A 23,986-nucleotide genomic window follows, 5' to 3' on the forward strand; every position below is an offset into this window, starting at 1 on the left:
GGCTGCTTCTTTCTTGTTAACCTATCGTTATGCGGTTTCGCCTTCAACGGCTTCTTGATTTTGCTCAATTAGCATTTCGACCTTGCGAATCCGGTTTTTGCTCGTCTCACGAATGATAAATTTATAATTTTCGTAAAAGTGCTCTTTGCCTGGTTTTGGATCGGTCACTTGACTGTACAACCAGCCGCCGACTGTATCCACATCCTCTTCCTCGAAGTTCATGCCGGTTAGATCGCTCAACTCGCTAAGTGATACTTTACCATCGAGAAGATAGCAGTTATCGGCCAACTGTTCGATTTCCTTGCGTTCGTCAGCATCAAATTCATCACGAATTTCACCAACGATTTCTTCCAAAATATCTTCAATTGTAATTAGTCCGGAAGTACCGCCGTATTCATCGACGAGAATAGCGATGTGAACACGTTCTAATTGCATTCGCTTTAGAAGCATTTTGACTGGCGTAACCTCGGAAACGCTCAGTACAGGATGAACAAGCTTTTTGAAATCCAAATCACGATCAGATTCATATTCTAGGAAAAGCTGCTTCGTGTTAATCATGCCGACGATGTTATCCTTGCTCTCAAGTGCAACCGGGAAACGCGTATATTGTTCCTTACGAATAATTTCCATGTTCTCAGCTAATGATTTGTTTGTATACAAACAAATCATATCGGTGCGGGGCACCATAATTTCTTTGGCCAGCAATTCGTCAAAAGCGAAAATGCGGCTTACATATCCGTATTCTGTATTGTTAATCTTTCCGCTTTGGTAGCTCTCGTTAAGAATAATTTGAATTTCTTCTTCCGAGTGTGCTTCTTCATGCTCTGTAGCTGGTTTCAATCCGAACAAGCGAACCAAAGCGTTAGCCGAGCCATTTAGCAACCAAATGAAAGGATATAAAATTTTGTGGAATAAAATAATCGGTTTTGCTGTTAAGAAGCTAATAAATTCAGCTTTCTGGATCGCCCACGTTTTTGGTGCAAGCTCCCCGACAACAACATGCAGGAATGTGACTGAAATAAATGCGATTAAAAAGGATAGAATATGACTGATGTCATCGTTAATAGCAAAACGTTCAAACAAGGGTAAAAGCATTTTTTCAACTGTCGGTTCTCCCAGCCAGCCCAGCCCGAGCGCTGTAATAGTAATACCTAATTGACAGGCTGACAAGTAGGCATCCAGATTACTCGTAACCCGTTGAACGGCAAGTGCGTTCTTCCGGCCCTCAAGCACTAACTGATCGATCCGACTGGAGCGAAGTCTGATGATGGCGAACTCCGTTGCGACGAAAAAAGCAGTTAATAAAATAAGAAGAGCAATCATGAATAAATTGAATCCTATACCCATTTTCGTTTTTCACTACCCTTTTATGTTTATATTTTTTTTATTCTTATGATCTACTATAACGAATGATTACATGATATGACAAATGCCATATCCAACGGTAACAGCCTTATACGCGCTTTAAAAGCGATTTAACGAGAATGAAAGGCTTATTCTCATTGATTTTCGAGCCTTTACAAGCGTCATTCTCCGGCATATGATGAGTTCATATGAACTTGTAATATAGGAATGCAAGACGAATGCGCGAGGAGGAAGCGATATGGAGTCCTTTACGCTTACTCGAAAAGAGATGGCTTGCTTGCTGCTGGCTCTGGACGGAAAGTATAATTTGAAGCCACTGCAAGTGCTGCAAGCCGCATGGACCAAAACGCATCAATGTGACTTGGAGAAAGGCACGGGACTGCCTGCATTTATGTCTACGCTGCTGCCTCCAATTATTGAAAAGCTCATTAAAGGAAATGAGATTAAAGGCTTTTCACTACATGAAATTGCTGCGTTGGGCCAACTAATCGAATATTCGAATCTGTCGATTACCTCCATGCAAAACTGGGTAAAGCGAGATTTCAAACCTTATTTCGATTGTCCGAAAGCTGGGAAAAAATATTCTCTGAACCAAGCTGCGTTATTATTCATTATTGATGATTTAAAGTCAAATCTTGATTTTGAATCAATACGCAAGCTTTTTGAGATCGTATTCAAGAAACCAGAGGATGAAGCAGACGATTTAGTTGGGCCTATTGAATTATATGCATCTTATACCAGTATGTTTGAGGAGCTAGATGCGAATAACGATCAACTGCTCGACATTTCCGGTCATTTGAAGGAAAATCCGCATCAAGATTTATTGACAGAGCATGTCATTCGCTCTTCAGCGAATCAATTTGCAAGCAGATTGCCGAATTTAACGGAAAAACAATGGGAAGCGGTGCGAAATATTTTGCTCGTTGCGGTTATTTCCATCCAAACCTCCTATTTTCATTCGTTAGCAAGGCGTTATTGCAATGCAACCTTATTTTTAGCCACAGAATAAATATGGTTCAAGGGATGACAAATTCACTAAATAGTCCTATACTGGTTTAAGTTGTAAACTACAAAATAGACAAACTGAAAAAGGCAAACTTGTTGAAAGACAAGGACGCAAAGTTATGGGCCTAAGGTGTACGCACTATGGCTGCCAGACCGCCGGAAGGATAATAAGCTAACTGAGCTGTCCGCCTCCTGTGGCTGGATAGCTTTTTTTGTTTTCAGGAGACAGAGGAGAGAGCAAGCAGGATGGTTTTTAAGGATAGGATAGAGAGAGCAAAAATACTGTTTAAGAAATTGAGTTTGAAGAAAATAACGAGCAAATTATTGCTTGTTACCGCAATCATCACACTTTTTAATGTAGGCTCGGGCGTTTTGATTTATTTTCAAAATCATTCAGTAGCAACCTCAGTCGAAGGCTCAGAGGAATTGCAGCGTGCTGAACGCAATTATCAAGGTATATCGAATAGGCTGCTGAAAGTGATGCTTCTAATGGTAGATGCCATTGAAAATGGCAAAAGCGATGCAACGCTGATCATGAAGGATTTGGAAACGATGCCTGCCAACATCGATGAATTAGAGAAACAGCTTATCGATATGGATAAGAAATATCCGCCTGCAACGGAAGATGGTCCTTATTATGCGAATCAGGTTAATGTTCTTAAGCTTGCATTAGATAACTTGAAAGTGACGAATACAGATGTGAGTGGATTATCATCAGATGAGAAATCGCTCCGCATAAGCAATCTAATAAGCGTATATACCGTCATTCTAAGTTATTCCAACGATACAATGCACGAGCGTTTGACCGCAGACGCTAACGCGACGCAGAAGCTTCTCGATAAAGACATATCCAGTGCGAACCTTATTGTGCTTATAAATGTCATTTTGCTAGCTATTCTTCCTGCTATTATGATTTTTGTCATCTCACAATCGATTAGAACAGGACTTGTAGGCATTACAAAAAGAATTAAGCAGTATGGCAATAATGATTTTACAAGTCAAGAAAAACTCGTTCGCTCTGACGAATTTGGCGATCTTGACCACGCTTTGGCTAATATGGGCGATCAGCTGCGAGAAACGATTAAAGCTACGCTTGAAGTGAGCGAATCCGTGCTCCACATTTCGAATAATATGGATAATATGATTGGTATTAATCGAAAAGCATCAGAGGATGTAAATGGCCAAGTGGAGCTGGGCAGAAAAGTGCTGCTGTCGCAGTATGACGATGCTTCATCCATTTCGGCAGTTACGGAAGAAATCTCAGCAAGCTCTCAGCAAATTGCTGCGTCGAGTGAATACATAAACAATGATATGCAAAATATGAAGCAATCATCTCATAACGGCACGCAGCAGATGGCTGGCGTGGTCTCGATGGTAAATGAAACAGTAGACCAGTTCTCAAAGCTAACTGAAGCTTTCGAAACGATGAATGAACGATATAACAATGTAGCTAAGTTTTTGAACGGCATTCAGGATTTGAACACACAGACGAATTTGTTGTCACTGAACGCATCCATTGAATCGGCAAGAGCGGGTGAGCATGGCAGAGGGTTCGCAGTTGTCGCTGATGAGATCCGCAAGCTGTCCAGTCAGACCGATATGATCTCGAAGCAGATCACGAAGGAGCTGACACTCATACAAAGCGATGTGGCAGCAAGCAGCCGCACGATCGGCAGCTTCGCGAATGTTATTAACACGACTCGTCAAGCATCCGAAACCGCAAGCAGCACATTCCAAGCATTGGAATCACAAAGCAGCATGCTGTCAGATCAAGTGAGCGAGATTTCTACGGCAATTAGTGAAATTACAACAGGCATGTCTCATATCGTGTCTGCAGTAGACAAGCTATTGACGACGTCTTCAGAAGTGAATGGGAAAATGGAACATATGAGCGAGCTTTCAGTTAAGCAAAATGATATTTCCGATGATTTGCGCACGCTTGCGGAGAAGCTTTCACTTTCCTCACAGGATTTGAAGGAGAAAGCAGCTGTTTTCAAAGTGTAAGCAACAAAAATGATAATCGAGTGAGGCAGGCAGCATCCATAGGTTTGGGGTGCTGCCTGCCTCTTTGTGCAAATAAAGAAGGATAAGCGAGTATAATGCCGAATCAATGAATGGAATAGACCAATAAAAAAACAGATCCACTATGGGAGACAGGATGAGCGAAATGAACTTTCAAGTTAATTTACAAGGGATGATCGAGCTTCTCTCAAAGCATTTATATTCGAGCCCAGGCGTGTTCATTAGGGAATTACTGCAAAATGGCGTTGATGCGATTACAGCACGCAAACGGCTTGGACATCGCTTTGATGCACGCGTAACAGTTGAAATTTACGGTTCTCGAACGATTGCCGTTCACGATAATGGGATAGGCTTGTCCGAATCCGAAATCCAGCTTTTTTTGGCTCAAATCGGAAGTACCTCCAAGCGTGACGAAATGGATTCAGCAGACGACTATATTGGACAATTTGGCGTGGGTTTGCTGTCCTGCTTCGTAGTGAGCGGCGAGATCGTTGTTATTACCCGCTCCGCTCTAGAAGGCGATACTTTAGAATGGCGTGGGCGGCCTGACGGCACGTACACGATTCGCAAGCTTGAGAAGGATGCTCCAATCGGCACCACCGTGTTTTTGACATGCAAGGAGGGTTACGAGGATTATTATGAATGGGATCGTGTGATGGAGTTAATGAGCCATTATGGTCAGTTCCTGCCTGTTCCGATTCATTTGTCCGAAGGGAAAACAGATATTAGGATTAACGAGGAAACTCCTCCGTGGTCCATGAATAGCAGTGATGCGCTCACCTATGGCGAAGATCACTTGTATCAAACCTTCTTGGATGCCATACCTTTAAAATCAGTAATTGGTGAGCTTGAGGGTGTCGCTTATATTCTTCCTTATGCTGTAAGCTTGCAAGCCGAGAAAAAACATAAGGTATATATGAAACGTATGCTGCTTTCCGATCAAGTTAACAATATGCTTCCGGATTGGGCTTTTTTTGTTACGTGTATCATGAATACGAATGGACTTCGACCAACGGCTTCTCGGGAGTCATTTATGGAAAATGAGCTTTTTCACACCGTAAAGGATGAAATTGGCGAAAACATTAAACAGCATATGATTCAGCTTTCAGAATCAAACCCTGAACTATTCGGTAAAATTATTGTTATTCATTCTGCTTCCATTAAAGCGATGGCTGCCGAAGATGATGAGCTTTATCGATTGTTTATCCGTTTCTTGTCGTTTGAGACTTCATTTGGCATGATGAAGATGAGCGAAATATTGGAACAGAACAAACGTATCGTTGTATCTTCAACGCTTGATGAATTCCGCCAAGTGGCTCGCGTTGCCAAAGCGCAAAATGTGATGGTTATTAATGGCGGTTATGTCCATGATTTTGAGCTTGTGCGCAAGCTGTCGGAGCTGGATGAGGATATCGAGGCGTTAGTTCTAGATCCGATTAATTTCTCGAACGTCTTCCAATCCATAACTCCCGCGGAGCATAAAAGCATTCTTTCCTTTCTGGAGCTCTCGGATCAGCTGCTAGCTCCATTTCAATGCAGAAGCGTAGTAAAGCGATTTGAACCAGTGGATTTGGCCGCTTTATACAATACAAATGATGAAGTGAATTTTCTGAGAATGGCAGAGCAAACGAAAGATGAAGCTAATGATTTGTTCGCAAACATTGTGGATGTCGTCATCCATGAGCTATATGAGGTGCCATATGCGACGATTTGCTACAACTTTAACAATCCGCTTATGCAGCAGGCTATGACCTGTCAGAATGCGGATATGCAGAAGCTAAGCATTGAGACCGTTTATACGCAGGCCTTGCTGCTTGGTCAATATCCTCTTGGCCCTGAGGAGCTGAAGTTAATGAACAAATCGTTTATGCAGGTGCTGGAAATCGGTCTTAGTCAGGCTGGTGAGCGAGAGCTATGAAGCAGCGATATGATCAATTGCGAAGCGAGGCATGGAGCTTGCCGCAGGGAAAACAGAAGCTTGCGGTGCTTGAGGAGGCTATTCGGATAGCCGATTTGCATATGACGAAGGAAGACTCCTATTACGCCCGCATGTCTTATTCCGAGGCAGCGCTTGATTCGGGCTATGAAGAGCGATTTCTTGTTTCATTTACCTGGTGCTTAACTCAGTTTGAAAAAGATCCGGCTGCTTATTCGAGCTTCACCCTTATTTGGCACTATAAATGGTTTGTTAATCAAATTTGGCGGTTTCCGCAATTTGGTACGGATCAAATCACTTCGATCTTTAATGATTTTAAGGCAAAATGCTTACAATACGGTCACAGCCTGCGCCCATATTATCAATGTCTTCATCGATACGCGCTATCTCAAGGCGATCATGAGTCGGCTCAAGCAAACTATGAGCTTTGGCGCAAGACGGCTAGAGATGGAATGTCTGATTGTAGCGCCTGTGAGCAAAATGGCTTTGGCTACTATCATTTTACAGTTGGCAGATATCGGCGAGGACTGCAAGCTATGAAGCCTATTATGGATGGTCGAATGACCTGCAAATCCATTCCGCAAAATACGTACAGCCATCTGCTTCTCCCGCTCCTTGAGACAGAGCAAGCAGATGAAGCTGTAAAGATGGCAAAAAAAGGCGCGCGTTTGTTAAAGGGCCCTGGTTACTTAAGTGAATATGGGAGCTTCCTTGCTTATTACACAGCAACCGACATTCATAAAGCCGCCAAATGGTTTGAACAAACCGTACAATATGCGCTGGATACGAAAGTAGGCTGGGATCGGTTGTTGTATATGATTTCAGCTAGAGCATTTCTACAATTGTGGCATGCGAAAAACCGTCGGAGAAAGCTGAATGTTAGCAGCGATATTACGTATGAGATGATTGTAAAGGATACCGAACAATTAGCTGCTGCTTTTGATCAGAGAAACCAAAATCATTATTGCACCGAGCTGCTCAAACAGAAGCTTAAACAAGTTCAAAAACTAAGCCATTTTTAATCCATGTGTTGACGTATAGCAAATGGAAGTGGTTCAATTGAACGATCGACAACAGAGAGGGCAGTGGCAGCTTATGTTTAAACAATTTATGAAAGCATCCAGGCTGAGCGTTCTTCCTGTTATGCTTATTCCCGTGGCGTTAGGTGCGCTGGGGGCTTTTGTGTGGAACGGCATTTTCAATCCTTTATTATTTATCATCACCATAGTTGGGGCAGGAACAGCCCATTTATTTTCTAATATGATCAATGATTTATGGGATTATTATAACGGTACGGATACGGCCGCTCAATCGACGGAAGGGGTAATTGCAACCAACTCTGGCTATTTGACAAAAGGGACGTGGAGCATTCGCACCTTTGCCACTGTGACATGGGCATTATTTGGCATTGCAGCGATTTGCGGCATTATACTTAGTATAACAAGCGGCTGGCCGGTGCTCGTATTTGGCGGGCTTGGGGCGTTAATTGCTTATTTCTATGTAGCTCCGCCGATCCAATTCGGATACCGCGGCAAAGGCTACAGTGAAGTCGCGATTTTGATCTCCTTCGGCATACTGCCTGTCGTAGGCGCTTATTTTGTACAAACCTCAGAATTAGATTCTCGGGCATTTTGGCTATCGCTCCCAATAGGACTTTTGACTACCCTAATATTGTTTAATCACCATTTCCTGCACTGGCAGGCTGATCGTCAAGCAGGGAAAAGAACATTAGTCGTCGTTTGGGGAGAAAAGAGAGCACTCGTTTTCTCGCGCGTTTTGCTTTTTCTCGCCTATATTTCGCTTATCCTATGCGTGGTCGTGGAAGCATTGCCTATTTACGGGCTGCTGGCGCTGCCAACAGCGATACCTTTATATTTGGTATACGGCAGGTTATCATCAAATAATGTATCGACTGCATACGTACCGCTTATGGGAGCCTCGCTGAAAGCAACGATGCGATGCGGAGTGATCTTAATCGTTGCCTTAATCATTCAGGGACTTATTTAAAACATACAACTTAGAAAGAGGTCATGGATATGGAGAAGCAATGGACTTTAGGAGATTTTCATACGATTCTAAATGAAGGGGAAGTATGGAAAATCGGTGGTTTTCCGCTGCAAGACGGAACCTTCTGGCAGTACCGAGAGCCTAATGCGGTTGTCATTGTTCGCAATGGACTGCTGTATGTAAGAGCACCGCTTAGCCGCTCGAACGATCAAATTCAAATACTGGATAATGCTAAGCATATGTATTATTCTGCTGAACCTGTTCTTGTACCTGAATCCGGTGAGATTAGCTTTGAGCTGCAAATTCGCGCACGTTCGCAAAATACAGCGCCTGATGATCTTTATGATGGTTTTGTTTCTTTGAATCTGCTCGATTTCACGACGGGCGGTGCGCTCGACTTTTTTGCGGGAAATGACAAATATGCAAGTGTATATGCCGTTCTTCCTTTTCCGGGAGTAAAGGTGCCGGAGACGGATAAAACGAGATATTTCTGTGTGTTTAAGGAAGACACAAACTTTGCGGCGCGCGAATTTAATACGTACAAAATTACGTACAATCGCACCAATGATGAAGTCGTATTTTTTGTGAATGGCCAAGAAGTGCGGAGAGAGCGTGATGTTCCGGTTAAATTTAACCAATTTATCGTTGCGTTAGGCATTATGACGGAAAAGGATTTGTCGCCGGAGGGCAGCGTGTCGGTGCACGGACAGACTGTGATCGGAGAATGGTCTCCCATTACAATAGAAATCAAAGAGTAAAGTTGTTATGAAGGAGCTGCGTTATGCTATTCGTTCTTATTGCTTTGTGGGCTATTGCAGCCATTATATGGCTCTCCGATCGGCGAGCATCCGTTAATCATTGGTTAGGCGCTGTGGCGTTTAGCGGAGGAGCTGGTGCGCTTGCTGCCGTGCTTGACCTGCAATGGCTGCCAGCAGCAGCGGAAGCTGGAATGAATCAAGTAGCGCAGCAGCTTCTTTATCGCTTGCAAGCGTTCTCCTCGTTGACCTCCTACTACGGATTGCCGTATTCCTTTGCATTGTTTGCTATAGCGTACAAACCTGTACGGCTTCCAAAACGGTTGCAGCAGCTTATGCCCTTTTTACTGTTAATTCCGATTGTTTTATGTGTTTTGTTTACTCCATTTTATAATACGATGTATCCCATCTCGTTCAAGATTGTCGTATGGTGGGCGGTTCCTTATATTATGTACGGGGCGATACAGGTACTGCTCAAGCGGCAGCTGCATGCCTCTTTTTCTCGCACACACTGGATAATATGTTCAACCGTGCTGCCGCCGGTTATGTTCTGTATGGTCATGAATTACGTATTTCCGAGCTTCGGGATGCTGCGGATGTGGGTCTATAATACATGGATCATTGGTTTAGCCGTAACTGTATTTGTTATTGCATTATTCACCTATGGCTTCATGGGTGTGCGAGTGAAGATCGATCGCCGCAGATACGATTCTACGTTAAGAGCAGTCACCTCAGGAACTGCCATACTTAATCATGCGATCAAAAACGATGCAGGAAAAATGCGGCTTTTCTCGGAGAAGATGAAAGCTTATGCGATCGAAACCGATCAACAAGAGCTGCTGGCGGATGTTGAAACGGTGCTGAACGCTTCTCGCCATATGCAGGAGATGCTGCAACGGGTTCATCGTCGAACAGAGGATTTGGTGCTTCGTGTGGAAGTGACCGACATAGCAGCGCTTATCGAGAAGACGATGAAAGGATACGCCCAAAGCCTTGGCAACATCAAGCTGCAAAGCGTGTTAAACGAAGGCTGGAGCTGTCGCATCGACCCCGCGCAGGTAAGCGAGGCTTTAGGCAATATAATAGCCAACGCTTTGGAGGCTATGCAAGACAAAGGCGTGCTGTCTATTCTGTTAAGCGAAACCAAAAGAGAGCTTATTATTGAGGTTAGAGACACGGGCCTTGGCATGGACAAAAGTGAGATAACGAAGGTAATGGAGCCGTTCTATACGACCAAAAGCGGCAGTGATACTAATTTTGGGCTCGGACTGCCCTATGCGTACCATGTGATGCGCAAGCATAAAGGTATGCTTGGCTTACGAAGCGTGCCGGGAGCTGGAACATCGGTCTACATGACTTTTCCGAAACGGAATGTTCAAGCCACAAAAATAGATGTACATGTTTCGCAGAGGAGGGAAGCAAATGGATAAAATCAAGGTATGGATCGTCGAGGATGATCGTGATTGGCTGCGCGGCCTTGTCGCTTATTTAAACAAGGAGCAAGATATTGAAGTGGTTTGGACTGCCAGCAGGGCTGATGATGTTAGACAAGCGCTTATGGAAGGGAAGCAGCAGTCTGTGCCTGCTGATGTAGTGCTGATGGATATCATGCTTGACGGAAGGCCGGAAGGCGTTCTGCTCGCTGAGGAGGCGGCAATAGCTACCGGAGCAAGGGTCATCATGCTTACGTCAATGGAGGAGAAGGAGCTTATCTTTCGATCGTTCCAAGCGGGAGCTATCGATTACCAAATCAAATCTGATTTTGAAAGCTTGCCTGAAGCTGTACGCTCGGCATACCGGAGTCAATCCCCCATTAATGCGGCTGTAGCAGAACGGATGCGCGAGGAATTCCGCCGACTGAAGCAGATGGAGCGCGAGTTCGAGGCGAAGAAGCTCGGTGATCTGATTACACCGTCTGAGCTTCAGCTGCTTGATTTAATTGATCAAGGATATACCCAGCCGCAGATTGCCGACAAGCTGGTTGTATCGATTCGTACCGTCAAAAACCATGTTAATCATATATTAAAAAAGCTGAATTTAAGCGGGTCGCGCGAAGCAGCAAATAAAGCCAAAGAGATGGGCTTATTTCATAAGAAAAAGGACGAGGATAGTACCATGTAAAGTTGGTACTATTTTTTTTATGTCATTTTTTACAAAATAGATAGTAGATGAACGCTTACATCAACAGATTGGAGGCATACCCGATGGATTTTGAAATGTTCTCGGCTGCTCATTTTGGGGCATTGGCGATTCTCGTTGCAGCCATTATCTGTATTATCGTTTTCCGGAAGCGAATGAGAGTGCCGAGAATAAACAAGATGGTACGAGTAGGACTGGCTATTTTGCTAATATGCTGCGAGGTCTCGCTTCAGCTATCTTATATTCTCAATGATAATTGGGGAGTAGGCTCTCTGCCATTTCAGCTTTGCAGCTTAATGCTTTTGGTTAGCGCGGTCGTATTGCTTTGGAATCCAAAAAGCCTGTATGATGCTTTATTTTTTCTTGGAAGCATGGGGGCGCTGCAGGCGCTGTTAACTCCTAATTTAGATGAAGCGTTTCCGCATTTTCGTTATTTTCAATTTTTCATCGCACATATAGGTATCGTTAGCGCAGCGCTATTTATCGTCGTAGTAGAACGCTATCGACCGACTTTCTTTTCCGTAGTGAAGGCTCAACTTTGGCTGCATGTATTCGCTATTCCGGCTGCGATTACGAACGTGGCATCGGGTAAAACAAACTTTATGTTTTTAGCTGAAAAACCGGGAACAGCCTCGTTGCTTGATATGCTGGGGCCATGGCCATGGTATTTACTGCAGCTGGAGCTTATTGCATTTGTTATATTTTTGCTGCTATATGCCGCTGTAAGGCTGCTCGATCGCTTAATATTCGTTAAACCAAGCAGTTCTGCTCAGTAACATCATATAAGATCTTATTATTAACAGAGAGAAGGTGGGAAAATGAAAGAGATGCAGGAAATGGTGAATAGACACTGGACTTCACTGCTTGGGGTATTGTTCGTTATGGCTGCTTTTATTACGTTGTTCAAATATTCGATAGATCAAGGCTGGATTACGGAGTCGATGAAAATTGGCTTTGGTATGATAAGCGGAGCGGGTGTAGGCGCAGCCGGTTTGAAGCTCGCAAGCCGGCTGCCGCGCAATCCGATTGGTGAAATCTTGATTGGCATGGCGGCTTGCATTTTGTATGCCACGTTTTCTTTTGCGGGAATTTATTACCGGCTGTGGGATCCAATGACCGTCTTGCTTGGAATGAGTGCAGTAACCATTGGAATATCCGTTTATGCGTATAAGTTTATGTCTCGGCTGCTAATGAATATAGCGATGCTGGGTGGTTTATTATCTCCGCTGCTTATGCGGCCGGAAACAGATCAAGTATTTGCTTTATTCCTTTATCTTCTTGTATTAAATGTTGCATTCCTATTTCTTAGCATCTCGCGCAATTGGCATGAGCTGCGGTTCATCAGCTTTATCGGATCATGGCTGATGTATATCGTATATTTCATTCATTATAATCCATCGACTGAAGGTTTTTGGAGTATGCCGTTTCGATATGCGCTCGCAGCTTTTCTCTTTTATACAATCGGACTAATGGTCTCTTCATGGAGCAATAAGTTATCCTTTGAGGGAATCGATTTGTATATGAACGCGATAAATGGCATTTTATTTGGATTTTGGGCACTATTCATTTTGAACGGTGAAGTGGCTTATGGGTACATACTCTCTTTTATCGGAATCGTTTATTTAATCGGTGGTTTCGTTATTTATATGTTAACAAACAAGATTACGCCATCCTCAGGCGTGTATTTCCTTGGCGGTTTGCTGTTGATTCTCGTGTCGGTAAGCAGCATTGGCGGCGGATATGAGTCAAAGCCTTTAATTACGGTGCTTCTATGGGGCTGCATAGCTGCGATAGCAGCAGCAATCGGCTATGTTAAGCGCTGGATCCTGCTGAGCATCGGCTCGCTCATTATCTGGTTTGTGGTCGGATGTTATTGGTATGTAGTCACTTGGGACACTCCTCGCGGCGAATGGTTTGGGATGTACATCCCGTTTCTGAATTGGGGGGCCGTTGCATGGATGGTGCTAGCTGTACTGGGTTTCTTCTTTTCTAGAAGGCTTGTCATTCCTCAGCTCACTGATCAAGCGAATCGGATGCTTGCTCGTGTGTATGCGCTGTTATCCCATCTCATCGTCGGCGGATTGCTGACAAGGCAAATTGAAAATATGTTCACAGAATATATGTATGATTCCGCTTCAAGTTATTTAGGTTTGGCTTTGTCTGTTTCTTGGGGCTGCTATGCATTGCTGCTAATTTTGTGGGGGGCATATTATCGCGAGCTGCTGTTTCGTGCATTCGGTTCAGCGGTACTTGTTATCGTTGCAATTAAAGCGATGTTTATGGATTTAAGCGGGCAAGAGGCACTTTACAAGGTGGGTGTACTGTTAATACTAGGAGCGATTTCGTTTTTTATTACGTGGATAAATAGCAAATGGCGTGTTAAGAATGGAGAAATTAATGGCAAAGGTGAAGAGGCTGTCACTGAATCATAATTAAGAACGCAGGGGGAATAATGAACCTGTTGGTCTTGACAAGTGTACTCCAATACAATAAAGTTACTTACGTAAAGTAATTAAATTTATTTGGATTTGTAACTGCCTTTTAAGGCGGATACTTAGTTCACAGATGGAAGACACACAACATGTGAGAGGCAGGAGAAAAAATGACATCACAAGCTTTTTTGGAAGCAGTAAGTAAAAGACGCTCGATCTACGGCATTAGCAAGGAGGCCGTTATCTCCGATGACAAAATTGTAGAATTGGTACATGAAGCGGTCAAGCATACTCCATCATCATTTAATTCACAAAGCACTCGTGTAGTTGTATTGCTTGGTGAAAATCATGATAAATTGTGGGATATTACGACGAATACGCTTCGCAATATGATTGCAGCAGATCAATTCGAGGCAACTGAGCAAAAAATGGGCGCTTTCAAAAGCGGATATGGTACCGTATTGTTTTTTGAAGATAAACAAGTCGTTGACGGCTTGATGGCCAACTTCCCAGCATATGCTCACAACTTCCCGATCTGGTCGCAGCATACTTCAGGCATGCATCAATTTGTAATCTGGACGGCGCTTGAGAATGAAGGTTTCGGCGCTTCGCTTCAGCACTACAATCCACTTATTGATGAAGAAGTAAAAACGACATGGTCATTGCCGGATTCTTGGCAGCTTGTTGCTCAAATGCCATTTGGCAAACCAACAGCAGCTCCAGGCGAAAAAACGTATCAACCGATCGATGAGCGTGTGAAAGTATTTAAATAAGCACTATATTATATAATAGCTTTGAGCCAAAGATCGTTCCTATTTATAGGGGCGATCTTTTTTTTATGCCGTATGGACGCCTATTTGGTTGAATCCCAGAAAACAGCTGCCTCTTGCGGAGGATGGGCGTGTGAAATATTTGGAGTGTCAAACGATAAAACAGGTAATGCCGCTCATTGAAAGGATTCATGAGGAGAAACTGGCTGTTTGCTCTAAAAACATGTACAATTAAAACCGATATACTTAAAGTACACTTAACAAACTTACATAATGATTCAGCTAGGAGGATATGATGAGTATTGACCCTCGGATAATCAAAACATTATTGCAGCTTCAGCTTTCACCAAATGTAAATTTACAAGCAGCGACTAATCCGTTGCAAGCGACAACAGGCGATGGCTCGGCATCCTTATTTGATACTCTTTTATCCCAATATATGACCGATACTTCTTCTGAAAATAATGCATTGGCGCAAGTCATGCCAGCAGATGCGCTCGCGCAACTGAGTTCACTTAGCGGCATGCCTAACGTGTCGTTCAGCAGTCAAGGCGCGTCTAACAGCTCTCCTTCTGCTTATGACGAGCTTATTCAACAAGCATCAGCCAAATATGGCGTAGATTCTTCATTAATTCAAGCGGTAATTAAAACTGAATCCGGCTTTCAAGCAGATGCACAATCAGGTTCAGGCGCTAAGGGCCTTATGCAGCTAATGGACGGAACAGCAAGAGGTCTAGGCGTAAGCAACTCCTTTGATCCCGCGCAAAACATTGATGGCGGAACTAAATATTTATCGATGCTGCTAAACAAGTATAATGGACATGAGCAGGTTGCGCTAGCTGCATACAATGCAGGCCCGGGCCGAGTGGACCGTGCAGGAATAAAAACGAACGAGCAGCTAATAGAAAATCTTGAAGCGCTGCCAGAAGAGACGCAGCGCTATGTTGCCAAGGTGCTTCAGGCCAAGTAGAACGACAGCAATAAGATCACGATTTAGCGATCCGTCATGCAGGCGGGAGCAATCGATGATCTTTTTCTTTTTGAAAAGGAGATAAATCGAAAATGTTATATTTTGATCATTGTGCTTCATCACCACCGTATGAAGAAGTGGTTCAGACCATGATGGAAGTGATGAAGTCGCAGTATGCGAACCCTTCCTCGCTGCATCGTGCAGGTACTGACGCTGACAAGTTAATTGAACGCTCGCGTGCTGTTCTAGCCGAGCAGATGCAAACCTCTAAGGGGAAATGGGTATTTACTTCCGGCGGTACAGAGTCAAATAATATAGCGATAAAGGGTGCTGCTCGTCAGTACGCTGGACGAGGCAAACATTTGATAACGACACAAATTGAGCATGCCTCCGTGTACGAATCTTTTGCTCAGCTGGAGCAAGAAGGCTTCAGAGTCACCTATTTGCAAGTAGGCAGGTCGGGTCATGTAGAGCTTGAGCAATTGGAAGCGGCAATTACTGAGGAAACGATTCTCGTTAGCGTGATGCATATTAACAACGAGATCGGTTCCATTCAGCCAATCGAGAATATTGCAAAGTTGCTTAAACGATATCCGAAGGTCATCTTGCATGTCGATGCCGTTCAGAGTATTGGGAAGCTGCCGATTCATTTGGAAAAGTGGGGCATCGATTTGCTTAGCGGTTCGGCTCATAAGCTTCGTGGTCCCAAAGGCGTAGGTTATTTGTACGTGCGTGATGGCATTACGCTGTCCCCTTTGTTTAGTGGCGGCTCGCAGGAGTTTGGACATCGCGCTGGAACACAAAACGTACCCGCTATCGTTGCGTCAGCGAAGGCGCTGCGTATGTCGCTTGCTTCGATGGAGCAAAGATCAAAGCGATTGAAAGTGCTCAAACAGCAGCTATTAATGCTTATTGAGCAAATTCCAGAGCTTAAGCTGAACGGGGCAGAACCGTCAGCTTCCCATATTATACATTTCTCCTATCCGGGCATGAAGCCAGAGGTTGTCATCCATATGTTAGAGCAACGTGGTATAATGGCTTCAACGAAATCGGCATGTTCTTCTAAGGATGACAAGCCGAGCCGCGTGCTTCTAGCCATCGGTGCAAGTCATGAGCAAGCGAGCAGCGGCATTCGGATTAGTCTCGGAGACGAGCATGGAGAGCAGGATATTGCGGCCTTAGGAGCTGCACTGCGTCATGTTGTCGAACAACTTAAGCCGCTTGAGAGGAGATTGACTTAATTTTGCTTTATGATCAGATCGTGCTCCGTTATGGAGATTTAATGGTAAAAGGAAGAAATCGGAACAAATTCGAGAAACGAATGCTTGATCAAGTAAAGCAGGCATTAATTTCTTATGATAATATTACTTATTTCAAATCGTTTGGACGTCTTTATGTCAAGCTGAATGGACATCCCTATGAGCCTATAGCGGATCGCTTGAAGGACTTGTTCGGCATCGTTTCTTTAAGTCCAGTTGTCAGCACAGAGGCTGATCTTGAGAAAATAAGAGCAGCTGCGCTAGCTCTTATGCAAGCATTGCCTGAGCAGCCCAAAACGTTCAAGGTGAGCGCGAAACGTGCTTGGAAAGAGTTTCCTCATAATTCGCAGGAAATGAATCATTTGGTGGGCGGACATGTTCTACGTGCGATGCCGGGACTTAAAGTTAACGTCAGCAAGCCGGAAATTGAGCTGCGGGTGGATATTCAAGCGGAAGCTACTTACATCTTCTACGATGTCATCCCTGGCGCTGGCGGATTTCCGTTTGCATCGAATGGTAAAGCTATGTTATTGCTCTCCGGGGGCATAGATAGCCCTGTAGCGGGCTGGCTAGCACTGCGTAAAGGTCTTGAAGTGGAGGCAGTGCATTTTCATAGCTACCCTTTCACGAGCGAGCAGGCGAAAGATAAGGTAATTGAGCTTGCAAAGCGATTATCCTATTTCAGCGGGGAGCCGATTAAGCTTCATCTTGTTCCGTTTACCGAAATTCAAACTACGCTAGTACAAGCGAAGAGCGATAATCTGATCATTACATTAATGAGAAGGGCGATGCTTCGGATCACAGAGCAGCTGGCAGAACGCAATGGGGCAAACGGTATCGTTACTGGCGAGAGCTTGGGGCAGGTTGCGAGCCAGACGCTGCCGAGCATGAATGTCATTGGTCGAGCAACAGATCTGCCGCAGCTTAAGCCGTTAATTATGATGGACAAGCATGAAATTATTCGGATGGCGGAGAGAATCGGGACGTTCGAAACGTCGATTTTGCCATATGAGGATTGCTGTACGTTATTTTTGCCGAAATCGCCAAGTACGAATCCGAATCTTCGTATCGTCGAGAAGATTGAGGCTCTAATTCCCAATTATAATCAATTGCTTACTGCCGCTGTTGACGGCACGGAGGAAGTTTTATTGTCACCGCAGCTTCAAACGGCTGCCCAAACCGCTGGCGAGGATAGCTGGTTTTAATTGCGAATGAAGAAGCTTTGCAGGCGTATAGTTCCTGCAAAGCTTCTTTTTGTATCGCTATTATTTTACTAGCCCTTTTTCTTGCTTGAATTTATCCCATTGCGCTGCGATTTCCGTTTGAATCTTTTCTTGACCGGAGGCAATGAGCTTATCTTTGTATTTTGGCAGCTCCTTAGCGGGGTCCACCGAACCGGATTCGAGAGCGGCCTGATATTCGTTGTTAACTGCCGTTACGTTAGCTATTTCGGCTTTGATGTTCTCTTCGTTCACGCCGAAGCCATTAGTCGCAGGCACAAGGGCGCTGTCATTAAGCGCGATCGTCCGCTCCCATGTATCAGCGGCCTGACCTGGTTTAAGGAAGGCGTTGAACTGATTGCCGAATACCCAGTCGCCGTTTGGCGCATAACCTGAATCTTTAATCGGTTCGATATTTTTATCATCTACTCTATTATAGTGTTTGCCTTCAATACCATTGCAAATTAAGTTGTAGAGGTAGGAGTCCGTATTAAGCAAATTAATAAGCATCAATGTGCGTTCAGGGTTTTTGGAGCTTTTATTAATGACATGCATCGCTCCCGCAATTCCTGTAAAGTAGCTGTCGGCGATTGGAGCATACACGACTTCGTTGCCGCCGTTTATAGCCATCTCGCCAACTTCACCGCCTGGTTTGGACGTAAACTCCAGCGAGACCGCAACATTGCCTTTGCCCTTCAAGTCATTGATGTTCTGTATAATTGGCGCATCTTCGTTAATGTAGCCTGCTTGGTACCATCTTCGCATATCATCGTAGTATCCTTTTTTCTCATCAAGCGTTTGCAATGTCCCAATATAACTAAGCGATGCATCGTCTTTCGCATAGCTTAGTACAAGACCGTCACCTACTTTTGTGCGATCGCTGTACAAGCCCCAAGAATTTTGTGCAAGTCCGAGAGGAATAATGCCGGGTTCATTTTCTTTTAATGTTTTTAGGAAAGGCTCGATATCCTTGTAAGATTGAATCGTGCTTACATCAAGATTGTATTTATCGATGAAGCGTTTTTGGATAATTAAGCTTTTTGTTTTTGCCGCTACCTGATAGATTGGAAAACCATACACCTTGCCATCAACAGCAAGCATATCCGGCCAAAATTTATCAGGGATGTTAGCGCGCGCTTCTGGTGCATATTTGCTGATCATATCATCTGTAATTTCTAGATAGGCACCTCTATCAATATAAGGCTGATAATTGCCAAGCCAGCCCTTCGAGCTCCACGCAAGGTCAAATTCTTCACCAGCTGCGAGCATGGCATTAAGCTTAGGCTCGTATTCATCGAACGTCAGCGGCTTGAGCACAACGGTCGCATTGATTTTCTCTTTTAAATATTTATTAATCTCATCATTAACTAGCTTTTGATCCGGGCCGGGATTTGCGGATACCGGATAAATGAAGGTCAGCTTAGCCTCAGGAAGGGATGGTTCTGCTGAAGCAGTCGCATCCGGCGTGGTCTCTGCCGTTTTGCTTGGCTCATTGGTGCTTGGGTTTGCAGGGGTATTGCCATTGTTCGAGCATGCTGCGATCATCGCCAAGCAAAGCATTAGAGCGAAGCACTTGAGTAGTAACGCTGCTTTTGTTGTTTTCACATTAAACCCTCCATGTATATGATTTTATATATGGCACAGTAGTCATTCCTTATCCTTTCAAGGAACCTACCGTAATACCCTTTACGAAATACTTCTGAAAAAAAGGAAAAATAATTAGCATCGGCCCGCCTGCAAGAATTGCCATTGCCATGCGAACGGATAAAGTCGGGAAATTGGCATAAGCCAGCTTGTCGGCTACCTGAGCGAGCGGAGAATTAGCCAAAAACTCAATTTGAGACAGAATGCGAACAAGCAGCAATTGAAGCGGGATATATTTATCATTGTCTATGAACAGCAGGGCATAAAACCATTCATTCCAGTAGCCAAAAGAGATGAACAAACCTAGCGTTGCTAGAGCAGGTGTCGACAAGGGTAAAATAATTCGGAAGAAGATTCGGAATTCTTTGGCGCCGTCTACCTTTGCTGATTCAATGATTTCTTTGCCGATCTTATCTAGAAAACCTTTCATAATCATAATGTTGAAAGGGCTGAGCAGCGTTGGAAGAATCAAAGCCAACAAAGAGTTTTTTAGATGCAAATATTGCGTCATCATGATGTAGAACGGAATAAGCCCGCCGTTGAACAGCATCGTAAAGAAAATGTAGAAGGTAATTGGACGGTTGTAACGGAAGTCCATTCGGGAAATAGGGTACGCCGTCATCGCAGTCAGCAGGAGGGATAAGACCGTACCGACAATTGTAATGAGGATGGTGACCAGATATCCTTTAAGCAGTGGGTCGGGTTTTTGAAAGACGATACGATAAGCTTCCATACTCCATTCCTTGGGAAAAAATTGATAGCCATTCTGTACAAGGCTGTTCTCAGAGGTCAATGAAATGATGATAACGAGAACGAATGGAAGGGCAATCATAAGACACAGGATGGTTAGAAAGATGTTAATGAACCCATTCATCAGGTTAAAGCCTTTAGTATTTGGCATAAAAGATTCCTCCATTTTTAAAACAATGCATTATCCTTATCCGCTTTGCGCACCAAATAATTTGCAGATACTACGGTAATTAATCCAACGACGGATTGCAGGAAGCCGACAGCAGCTGCTGAATTAATGTCTCCCAGCTTAGTTAAAGCGCGGTATACATAGGTATCGATAATATCCGTTGTAGGAAAATTCGGTCCGACGTTATTAGGGACAAAATAATGCAAGCCGAAATCACCGCGGAATATGTTGCCAAGGCCCAATATGAATAGGATAATGACAAGCGGTTTAAGCAGCGGCAAAGTAATTCGCCACATCATCTGAATGCGAGAAGCGCCGTCTAACCTAGCTGCTTCGTAATAATCGGTGCTGATACCGGTAATTCCTGCGTAATAGACCAAAGTGGAGAAACCAATTCCTTTCCATAAAGCAACGAGCGGCAGGATGAAGATCCATGGCGTTGTTTCTAAATACCACTTGTGAGGCTCTAATCCGAACCAACCGATTATGGTGTTGAGGAAACCTCCCTTATGATCCAGAAAAGCGTTCGTAATGTAGCCGACTAGCACAAAAGAAATAAAGTAAGGGAGAAACATGGTAGTTTGGTAGAGCTTGATAAGCTTCCCGCTAAGCTCATTAAGAAGAAGGGCGAGCAGAAGAGCGGCAACGGTTCCTAGAACGATGTAAGAAATGTTGTAGAGCAGCGTGTTGCGGATAATGCGAATAGCATCTTGGGCTTTGAATAGAAACTCGAAGTTATCGAATCCGATCCATTTGCTGCCGAAAATTCCTTGATCATACCTGAAATACTTAAAGGCAAGGATGAGTCCAATCATAGGAATGTAGGCGATTACAAATTTAAATAATATGCCGGGCATAGCGAGCAGCAGCAGCTCCCGGTTTTTTTTCAAATGCTTCCATTCCTTGCTCAGCCATCCGACCTTGTTCTTCGAGCCCCTTGTCGATAGCTCAGGAGCTCCGAGCTCTGTTTTGGCCACTTGCGATCTCCTCCATCTGAAGCGTTCCTGTTCTGATGCCCATCATGCCACGTAGAAACGACGGCGGGTAGAATAGGTTTTGCGAATTACTGTATTTCGTGAGTGTAAAATATTCGATTTTGTGAATATTCATCGATATCACAGGAAATAGAAAGATCCCTCGCTCACTGAAAGCAGTGAACGAGGGACCTTTTTAGCGGAATACATGGACTTATGAGATTGATTTCTTCATCCGATATTCCTTTGGCGTGCTTCCGACCTTTCCTTTAAACAAGCGGAAGAAATAGCTTTGATTAGCGTATCCGCATTTATCCATAATTTCTGTAATCGTATAGTTGTTTTGCTCCAAGAGAGATTGGGCATGACCTAGACGAACCTCATTAATATATTCCGTAATCGACATATTATAATTCTCTTTGAAGAGCTTGCCGATGTATGCGGAAGATAGCTTTACACTCATGGCAATGGATTGCTGGCTAAGATTAATGTCAGGAAATTTCTGCTCAATCAGCTCTTTGACCGTCTCGAGCATCATTTCATTTCGTTCCATATTTGCTGGGCGCTGATTTTCGCAGATTTTGGCACAAAGCGAGAGCAAAGAGAGGTACATTTCCTCGAGCGTTTCTTTCTCTTGCGAAATCTGTTGAATGTAATCCAGATCAACAGAGAAAGGAACGATCCGATTATCGTTTATTTCGCTTGATGCATTTTTAATGACCCATCCTAGATTGGATACCGCCCGAATCATATCATCATACTGAAAGGTGGAAATGAGGGAGAATGCCTTCTCAAGCTCATTGCCGGCATTCGTTAGCTGACCTTTCTTGAGCGCTTCAGTTAGCTTCTTCTCGATCGAATCGGGCAGCGACATTTGCTTGCTTCCCAGGTTTTCTTTAATGTCTTCCGACGTAATAATCGCTTTGAACCCTTTTACAATCATATACTGGCTAAACCGCAGAGCCTGCGTATAAGCCGTTGATAGGTAACTATACTGTGAAATGATGTCGCTGATTCCGCAGGATAGTGAAATATGGTAATAATGTTCAATCATTTGTTGAATCTCGCGCAGCTGTCGTACCACTTGTGGAAATGACAATGTCGTACCCTTAGCGCTGCAGGATAAAATGAGTACGACATGATCGCCTCGAATCTCGACAGCTTCGCAAAGATAATGCTCACGAATAATTTCTTGAGCAATATTAATAATGGCGAAATTATACAGCTTTTTCGAAGCGCCTGTGATGCTGTTGTCATAGGCAGCAAAGTGGTCGATCTTCAACACGCAGACAAGCAGCTCATCTTTGACGGAAATGTTTAAATCATGTTTTTCAATGAGATGCTGCATATCATGGTCGGAGAAAAGCTGACTGTCCGATAAAAATCGGCGAATATAATATTTGCTCACGATTTGCTCGGAGCTAATTTCACTCAGCTTCTCTGACAGCCTCATATAATTATCGCTCATCAGGAGCAGCTCATCGCTTACGCCGGATGCATTTTGTTTCTCACCTTGAAGATGAGGACGAATTCGCTTCAGCATATTTTCAATCGGATTATACAGCTTGTAAGAGAGCCCTACCGACAATCCGATCGCGAGCAGCAGGAACAATGCTGACAAAAGCAGCGATTGATTCCGTGTCTGGCTCACCTCGCCCATCAGCTTGTCATAGGACTGGATATAGAGGATAGTCCAAGCGCCGAGACCGTCTTCCATATAGGTGACCATTTCTTTTTTCCCTGAAAGCTTGCCGATAAAGAACCCTGCGGAATGGCTTTCATTTGTTTTGTGAGCAAGGACAAGCTCATTCACCTTCGCTTGATCTTGTGAAGCAGTGAATGGTGCACTCGGATCGGAGGACAAAAGCTTTCCGTTTTGCGTTTGAATATATATTAATCCCTGATCTCGATCACTAGCGACATTCATTTTTTGCAGGCTGTCGAATACCCAATCTGATTTAATAAACAATATGATAGCTGAATTATTTTTTGTAAACGGTTTCAAGGAATCGGTGACTATAAACGCAAAAGTATCGATTAGTCCATCATTTTGCTCAAGGCTCATCGGAATTAAACGATTGGTTGGCTGTGGCTGTTTCGGGTCCAGCAGCATGCTCCTGATACGCTGATCCGTAATGCCGCCATCAAGCAGAAGGCTGCTGCTTGTGCCATATAGCTTGGATTGTGATTTGTTATAAATGACCATGGAGTGCAGAAAGGAGGAGCTCTCCATGATATTGGACATTTGTCTATGGCCGCGAATCAGGTCCATTTTTGGCAAGTCATCGTTGAACATAAGCGGAATTAGAAAGTGATCGCGATATACAAAGTTCGATAGCCTCGTAATAATATCGTTCATGTAGGAAAGATTGTACTGAATTTGCGAGAGCACCTTTAAATTGGACTGTTCTTGAATGTTCTTAACCGATTTTTCAAGAATGTATGTGTTGGTTATCGATGATGCAACAAGCACAATGACCATCGTAGCCATAATGGAGAACATGACTCGCTGCAAATATTTTTTGGATTTGTAAAATCCGAATACTTTCATCCGATCCAGGCCTCCCTA

19 protein-coding genes and 1 riboswitch are annotated in these 23,986 nt (G+C 43.9%); of the genes, 14 read left to right on the forward strand and 5 right to left on the reverse strand.

Features of this window, described 5'->3' with window-relative positions; genetic code table 11:
- Positions 1-27: 27 nt before the first annotated feature.
- Entirely contained in the window at positions 28-1,347 is a 1,320-nt protein-coding gene (locus AC1DM9_RS11545; protein ID WP_076268110.1) for a hemolysin family protein, read from the reverse strand.
- A 256-nt stretch (positions 1,348-1,603) separates the two neighbouring features.
- Here AC1DM9_RS11545 and AC1DM9_RS11550 point away from each other — a divergent pair, with 256 nt between their 5' ends.
- The 14 genes from AC1DM9_RS11550 (at position 1,604) to thiI (ending at position 17,865) form a co-directional block, all read left to right on the forward strand.
- The gene (locus AC1DM9_RS11550; RefSeq protein ID WP_339208676.1) at positions 1,604-2,374 is read left to right on the forward strand and encodes a DUF1836 domain-containing protein; all 771 of its coding nucleotides are present in this window, start codon (positions 1,604-1,606) and stop codon (positions 2,372-2,374) included.
- A 72-nt stretch (positions 2,375-2,446) separates the two neighbouring features.
- Positions 2,447-2,531: riboswitch (cyclic di-GMP riboswitch) on the forward strand.
- A 139-nt stretch (positions 2,532-2,670) separates the two neighbouring features.
- Entirely contained in the window at positions 2,671-4,374 is a 1,704-nt protein-coding gene (locus AC1DM9_RS11555; RefSeq protein ID WP_441882915.1) for a methyl-accepting chemotaxis protein, read from the forward strand.
- A 163-nt stretch (positions 4,375-4,537) separates the two neighbouring features.
- On the forward strand, positions 4,538-6,310 hold the full coding sequence (locus tag AC1DM9_RS11560) for an HSP90 family protein (RefSeq protein ID WP_441882917.1): 1,773 nt from the start codon (positions 4,538-4,540) through the stop codon (positions 6,308-6,310).
- The gene (locus AC1DM9_RS11565) at positions 6,307-7,350 is read left to right on the forward strand and encodes a hypothetical protein (protein WP_441882919.1); all 1,044 of its coding nucleotides are present in this window, start codon (positions 6,307-6,309) and stop codon (positions 7,348-7,350) included. The genes AC1DM9_RS11560 and AC1DM9_RS11565 overlap by 4 nt, the downstream gene beginning before the upstream one ends.
- Before the next feature lie 73 nt (positions 7,351-7,423).
- Positions 7,424-8,335, forward strand: coding sequence for a UbiA family prenyltransferase (locus AC1DM9_RS11570; protein ID WP_477580157.1), 912 nt, complete (start codon positions 7,424-7,426; stop codon positions 8,333-8,335).
- 29 nt (positions 8,336-8,364) lie between these two features.
- Positions 8,365-9,093, forward strand: coding sequence for a DUF6081 family protein (locus tag AC1DM9_RS11575; protein ID WP_076268116.1), 729 nt, complete (start codon positions 8,365-8,367; stop codon positions 9,091-9,093).
- Positions 9,094-9,116: 23 nt separating this feature from the next.
- On the forward strand, positions 9,117-10,520 hold the full coding sequence (locus AC1DM9_RS11580; protein ID WP_477550775.1) for a sensor histidine kinase: 1,404 nt from the start codon (positions 9,117-9,119) through the stop codon (positions 10,518-10,520).
- Entirely contained in the window at positions 10,513-11,211 is a 699-nt protein-coding gene (locus AC1DM9_RS11585; RefSeq protein WP_477510056.1) for a response regulator, read from the forward strand. Before AC1DM9_RS11580 ends, AC1DM9_RS11585 begins: the two co-directional genes overlap by 8 nt.
- Before the next feature lie 83 nt (positions 11,212-11,294).
- Positions 11,295-12,005: a YwaF family protein gene (locus AC1DM9_RS11590; protein WP_477510057.1), complete on the forward strand. Its 711-nt coding sequence runs from the start codon at positions 11,295-11,297 to the stop codon at positions 12,003-12,005.
- A gap of 42 nt (positions 12,006-12,047) precedes the next feature.
- Positions 12,048-13,661, forward strand: coding sequence for a DUF2339 domain-containing protein (locus tag AC1DM9_RS11595; protein ID WP_477580082.1), 1,614 nt, complete (start codon positions 12,048-12,050; stop codon positions 13,659-13,661).
- Between the two features lie 170 nt (positions 13,662-13,831).
- Complete coding sequence (locus AC1DM9_RS11600) at positions 13,832-14,434, forward strand: nitroreductase family protein (protein ID WP_339208690.1); 603 nt, start codon at positions 13,832-13,834, stop codon at positions 14,432-14,434.
- A 289-nt stretch (positions 14,435-14,723) separates the two neighbouring features.
- Positions 14,724-15,401, forward strand: a complete 678-nt coding sequence (locus AC1DM9_RS11605) for a lytic transglycosylase domain-containing protein (protein ID WP_477510059.1) — start codon at positions 14,724-14,726, stop codon at positions 15,399-15,401.
- A 92-nt stretch (positions 15,402-15,493) separates the two neighbouring features.
- On the forward strand, positions 15,494-16,642 hold the full coding sequence (locus AC1DM9_RS11610) for a cysteine desulfurase family protein (protein ID WP_477580084.1): 1,149 nt from the start codon (positions 15,494-15,496) through the stop codon (positions 16,640-16,642).
- A gap of 2 nt (positions 16,643-16,644) precedes the next feature.
- Complete coding sequence (gene thiI / locus AC1DM9_RS11615) at positions 16,645-17,865, forward strand: tRNA uracil 4-sulfurtransferase ThiI (protein ID WP_441882935.1); 1,221 nt, start codon at positions 16,645-16,647, stop codon at positions 17,863-17,865.
- A 60-nt stretch (positions 17,866-17,925) separates the two neighbouring features.
- Here thiI and AC1DM9_RS11620 read toward each other — a convergent pair whose 3' ends face one another.
- From AC1DM9_RS11620 to AC1DM9_RS11635, 4 genes are all read right to left on the reverse strand, one after another.
- A complete protein-coding gene (locus AC1DM9_RS11620; RefSeq protein WP_477580086.1) occupies positions 17,926-19,485 on the reverse strand; it encodes an ABC transporter substrate-binding protein in 1,560 nt (519 codons plus the stop codon).
- Between the two features lie 49 nt (positions 19,486-19,534).
- Complete coding sequence (locus tag AC1DM9_RS11625; protein ID WP_441882939.1) at positions 19,535-20,425, reverse strand: carbohydrate ABC transporter permease; 891 nt, start codon at positions 20,423-20,425, stop codon at positions 19,535-19,537.
- A gap of 17 nt (positions 20,426-20,442) precedes the next feature.
- The gene (locus tag AC1DM9_RS11630) at positions 20,443-21,420 is read right to left on the reverse strand and encodes an ABC transporter permease (protein WP_441882941.1); all 978 of its coding nucleotides are present in this window, start codon (positions 21,418-21,420) and stop codon (positions 20,443-20,445) included.
- Between the two features lie 211 nt (positions 21,421-21,631).
- The gene (locus AC1DM9_RS11635; protein WP_477580088.1) at positions 21,632-23,968 is read right to left on the reverse strand and encodes a helix-turn-helix domain-containing protein; all 2,337 of its coding nucleotides are present in this window, start codon (positions 23,966-23,968) and stop codon (positions 21,632-21,634) included.
- Positions 23,969-23,986 lie beyond the last annotated feature (18 nt).

This window comes from Paenibacillus sp. 01T431, assembly GCF_056398625.1.

What these genes read in the sequence shown, in the direction of transcription:
- AC1DM9_RS11595 (WP_477580082.1), top strand. Translation starts at nt 12,048, where the DNA reads ATGAAAGAGATGCAGGAAATGGTGAATAGACACTGGACTTCACTGCTT.
- AC1DM9_RS11575 (WP_076268116.1), top strand. Translation starts at nt 8,365, where the DNA reads ATGGAGAAGCAATGGACTTTAGGAGATTTTCATACGATTCTAAATGAA.
- AC1DM9_RS11550 (WP_339208676.1), top strand. Translation starts at nt 1,604, where the DNA reads ATGGAGTCCTTTACGCTTACTCGAAAAGAGATGGCTTGCTTGCTGCTG.
- AC1DM9_RS11600 (WP_339208690.1), top strand. Translation starts at nt 13,832, where the DNA reads ATGACATCACAAGCTTTTTTGGAAGCAGTAAGTAAAAGACGCTCGATC.
- AC1DM9_RS11605 (WP_477510059.1), top strand. Translation starts at nt 14,724, where the DNA reads ATGATGAGTATTGACCCTCGGATAATCAAAACATTATTGCAGCTTCAG.
- AC1DM9_RS11580 (WP_477550775.1), top strand. Translation starts at nt 9,117, where the DNA reads ATGCTATTCGTTCTTATTGCTTTGTGGGCTATTGCAGCCATTATATGG.
- AC1DM9_RS11560 (WP_441882917.1), top strand. Translation starts at nt 4,538, where the DNA reads ATGAACTTTCAAGTTAATTTACAAGGGATGATCGAGCTTCTCTCAAAG.
- AC1DM9_RS11610 (WP_477580084.1), top strand. Translation starts at nt 15,494, where the DNA reads ATGTTATATTTTGATCATTGTGCTTCATCACCACCGTATGAAGAAGTG.
- AC1DM9_RS11565 (WP_441882919.1), top strand. Translation starts at nt 6,307, where the DNA reads ATGAAGCAGCGATATGATCAATTGCGAAGCGAGGCATGGAGCTTGCCG.
- AC1DM9_RS11590 (WP_477510057.1), top strand. Translation starts at nt 11,295, where the DNA reads ATGGATTTTGAAATGTTCTCGGCTGCTCATTTTGGGGCATTGGCGATT.
- AC1DM9_RS11545 (WP_076268110.1), bottom strand. Translation starts at nt 1,347, where the DNA reads ATGGGTATAGGATTCAATTTATTCATGATTGCTCTTCTTATTTTATTA.
- AC1DM9_RS11570 (WP_477580157.1), top strand. Translation starts at nt 7,424, where the DNA reads ATGTTTAAACAATTTATGAAAGCATCCAGGCTGAGCGTTCTTCCTGTT.
- AC1DM9_RS11635 (WP_477580088.1), bottom strand. Translation starts at nt 23,968, where the DNA reads ATGAAAGTATTCGGATTTTACAAATCCAAAAAATATTTGCAGCGAGTC.
- AC1DM9_RS11625 (WP_441882939.1), bottom strand. Translation starts at nt 20,425, where the DNA reads ATGCCAAATACTAAAGGCTTTAACCTGATGAATGGGTTCATTAACATC.
- AC1DM9_RS11585 (WP_477510056.1), top strand. Translation starts at nt 10,513, where the DNA reads ATGGATAAAATCAAGGTATGGATCGTCGAGGATGATCGTGATTGGCTG.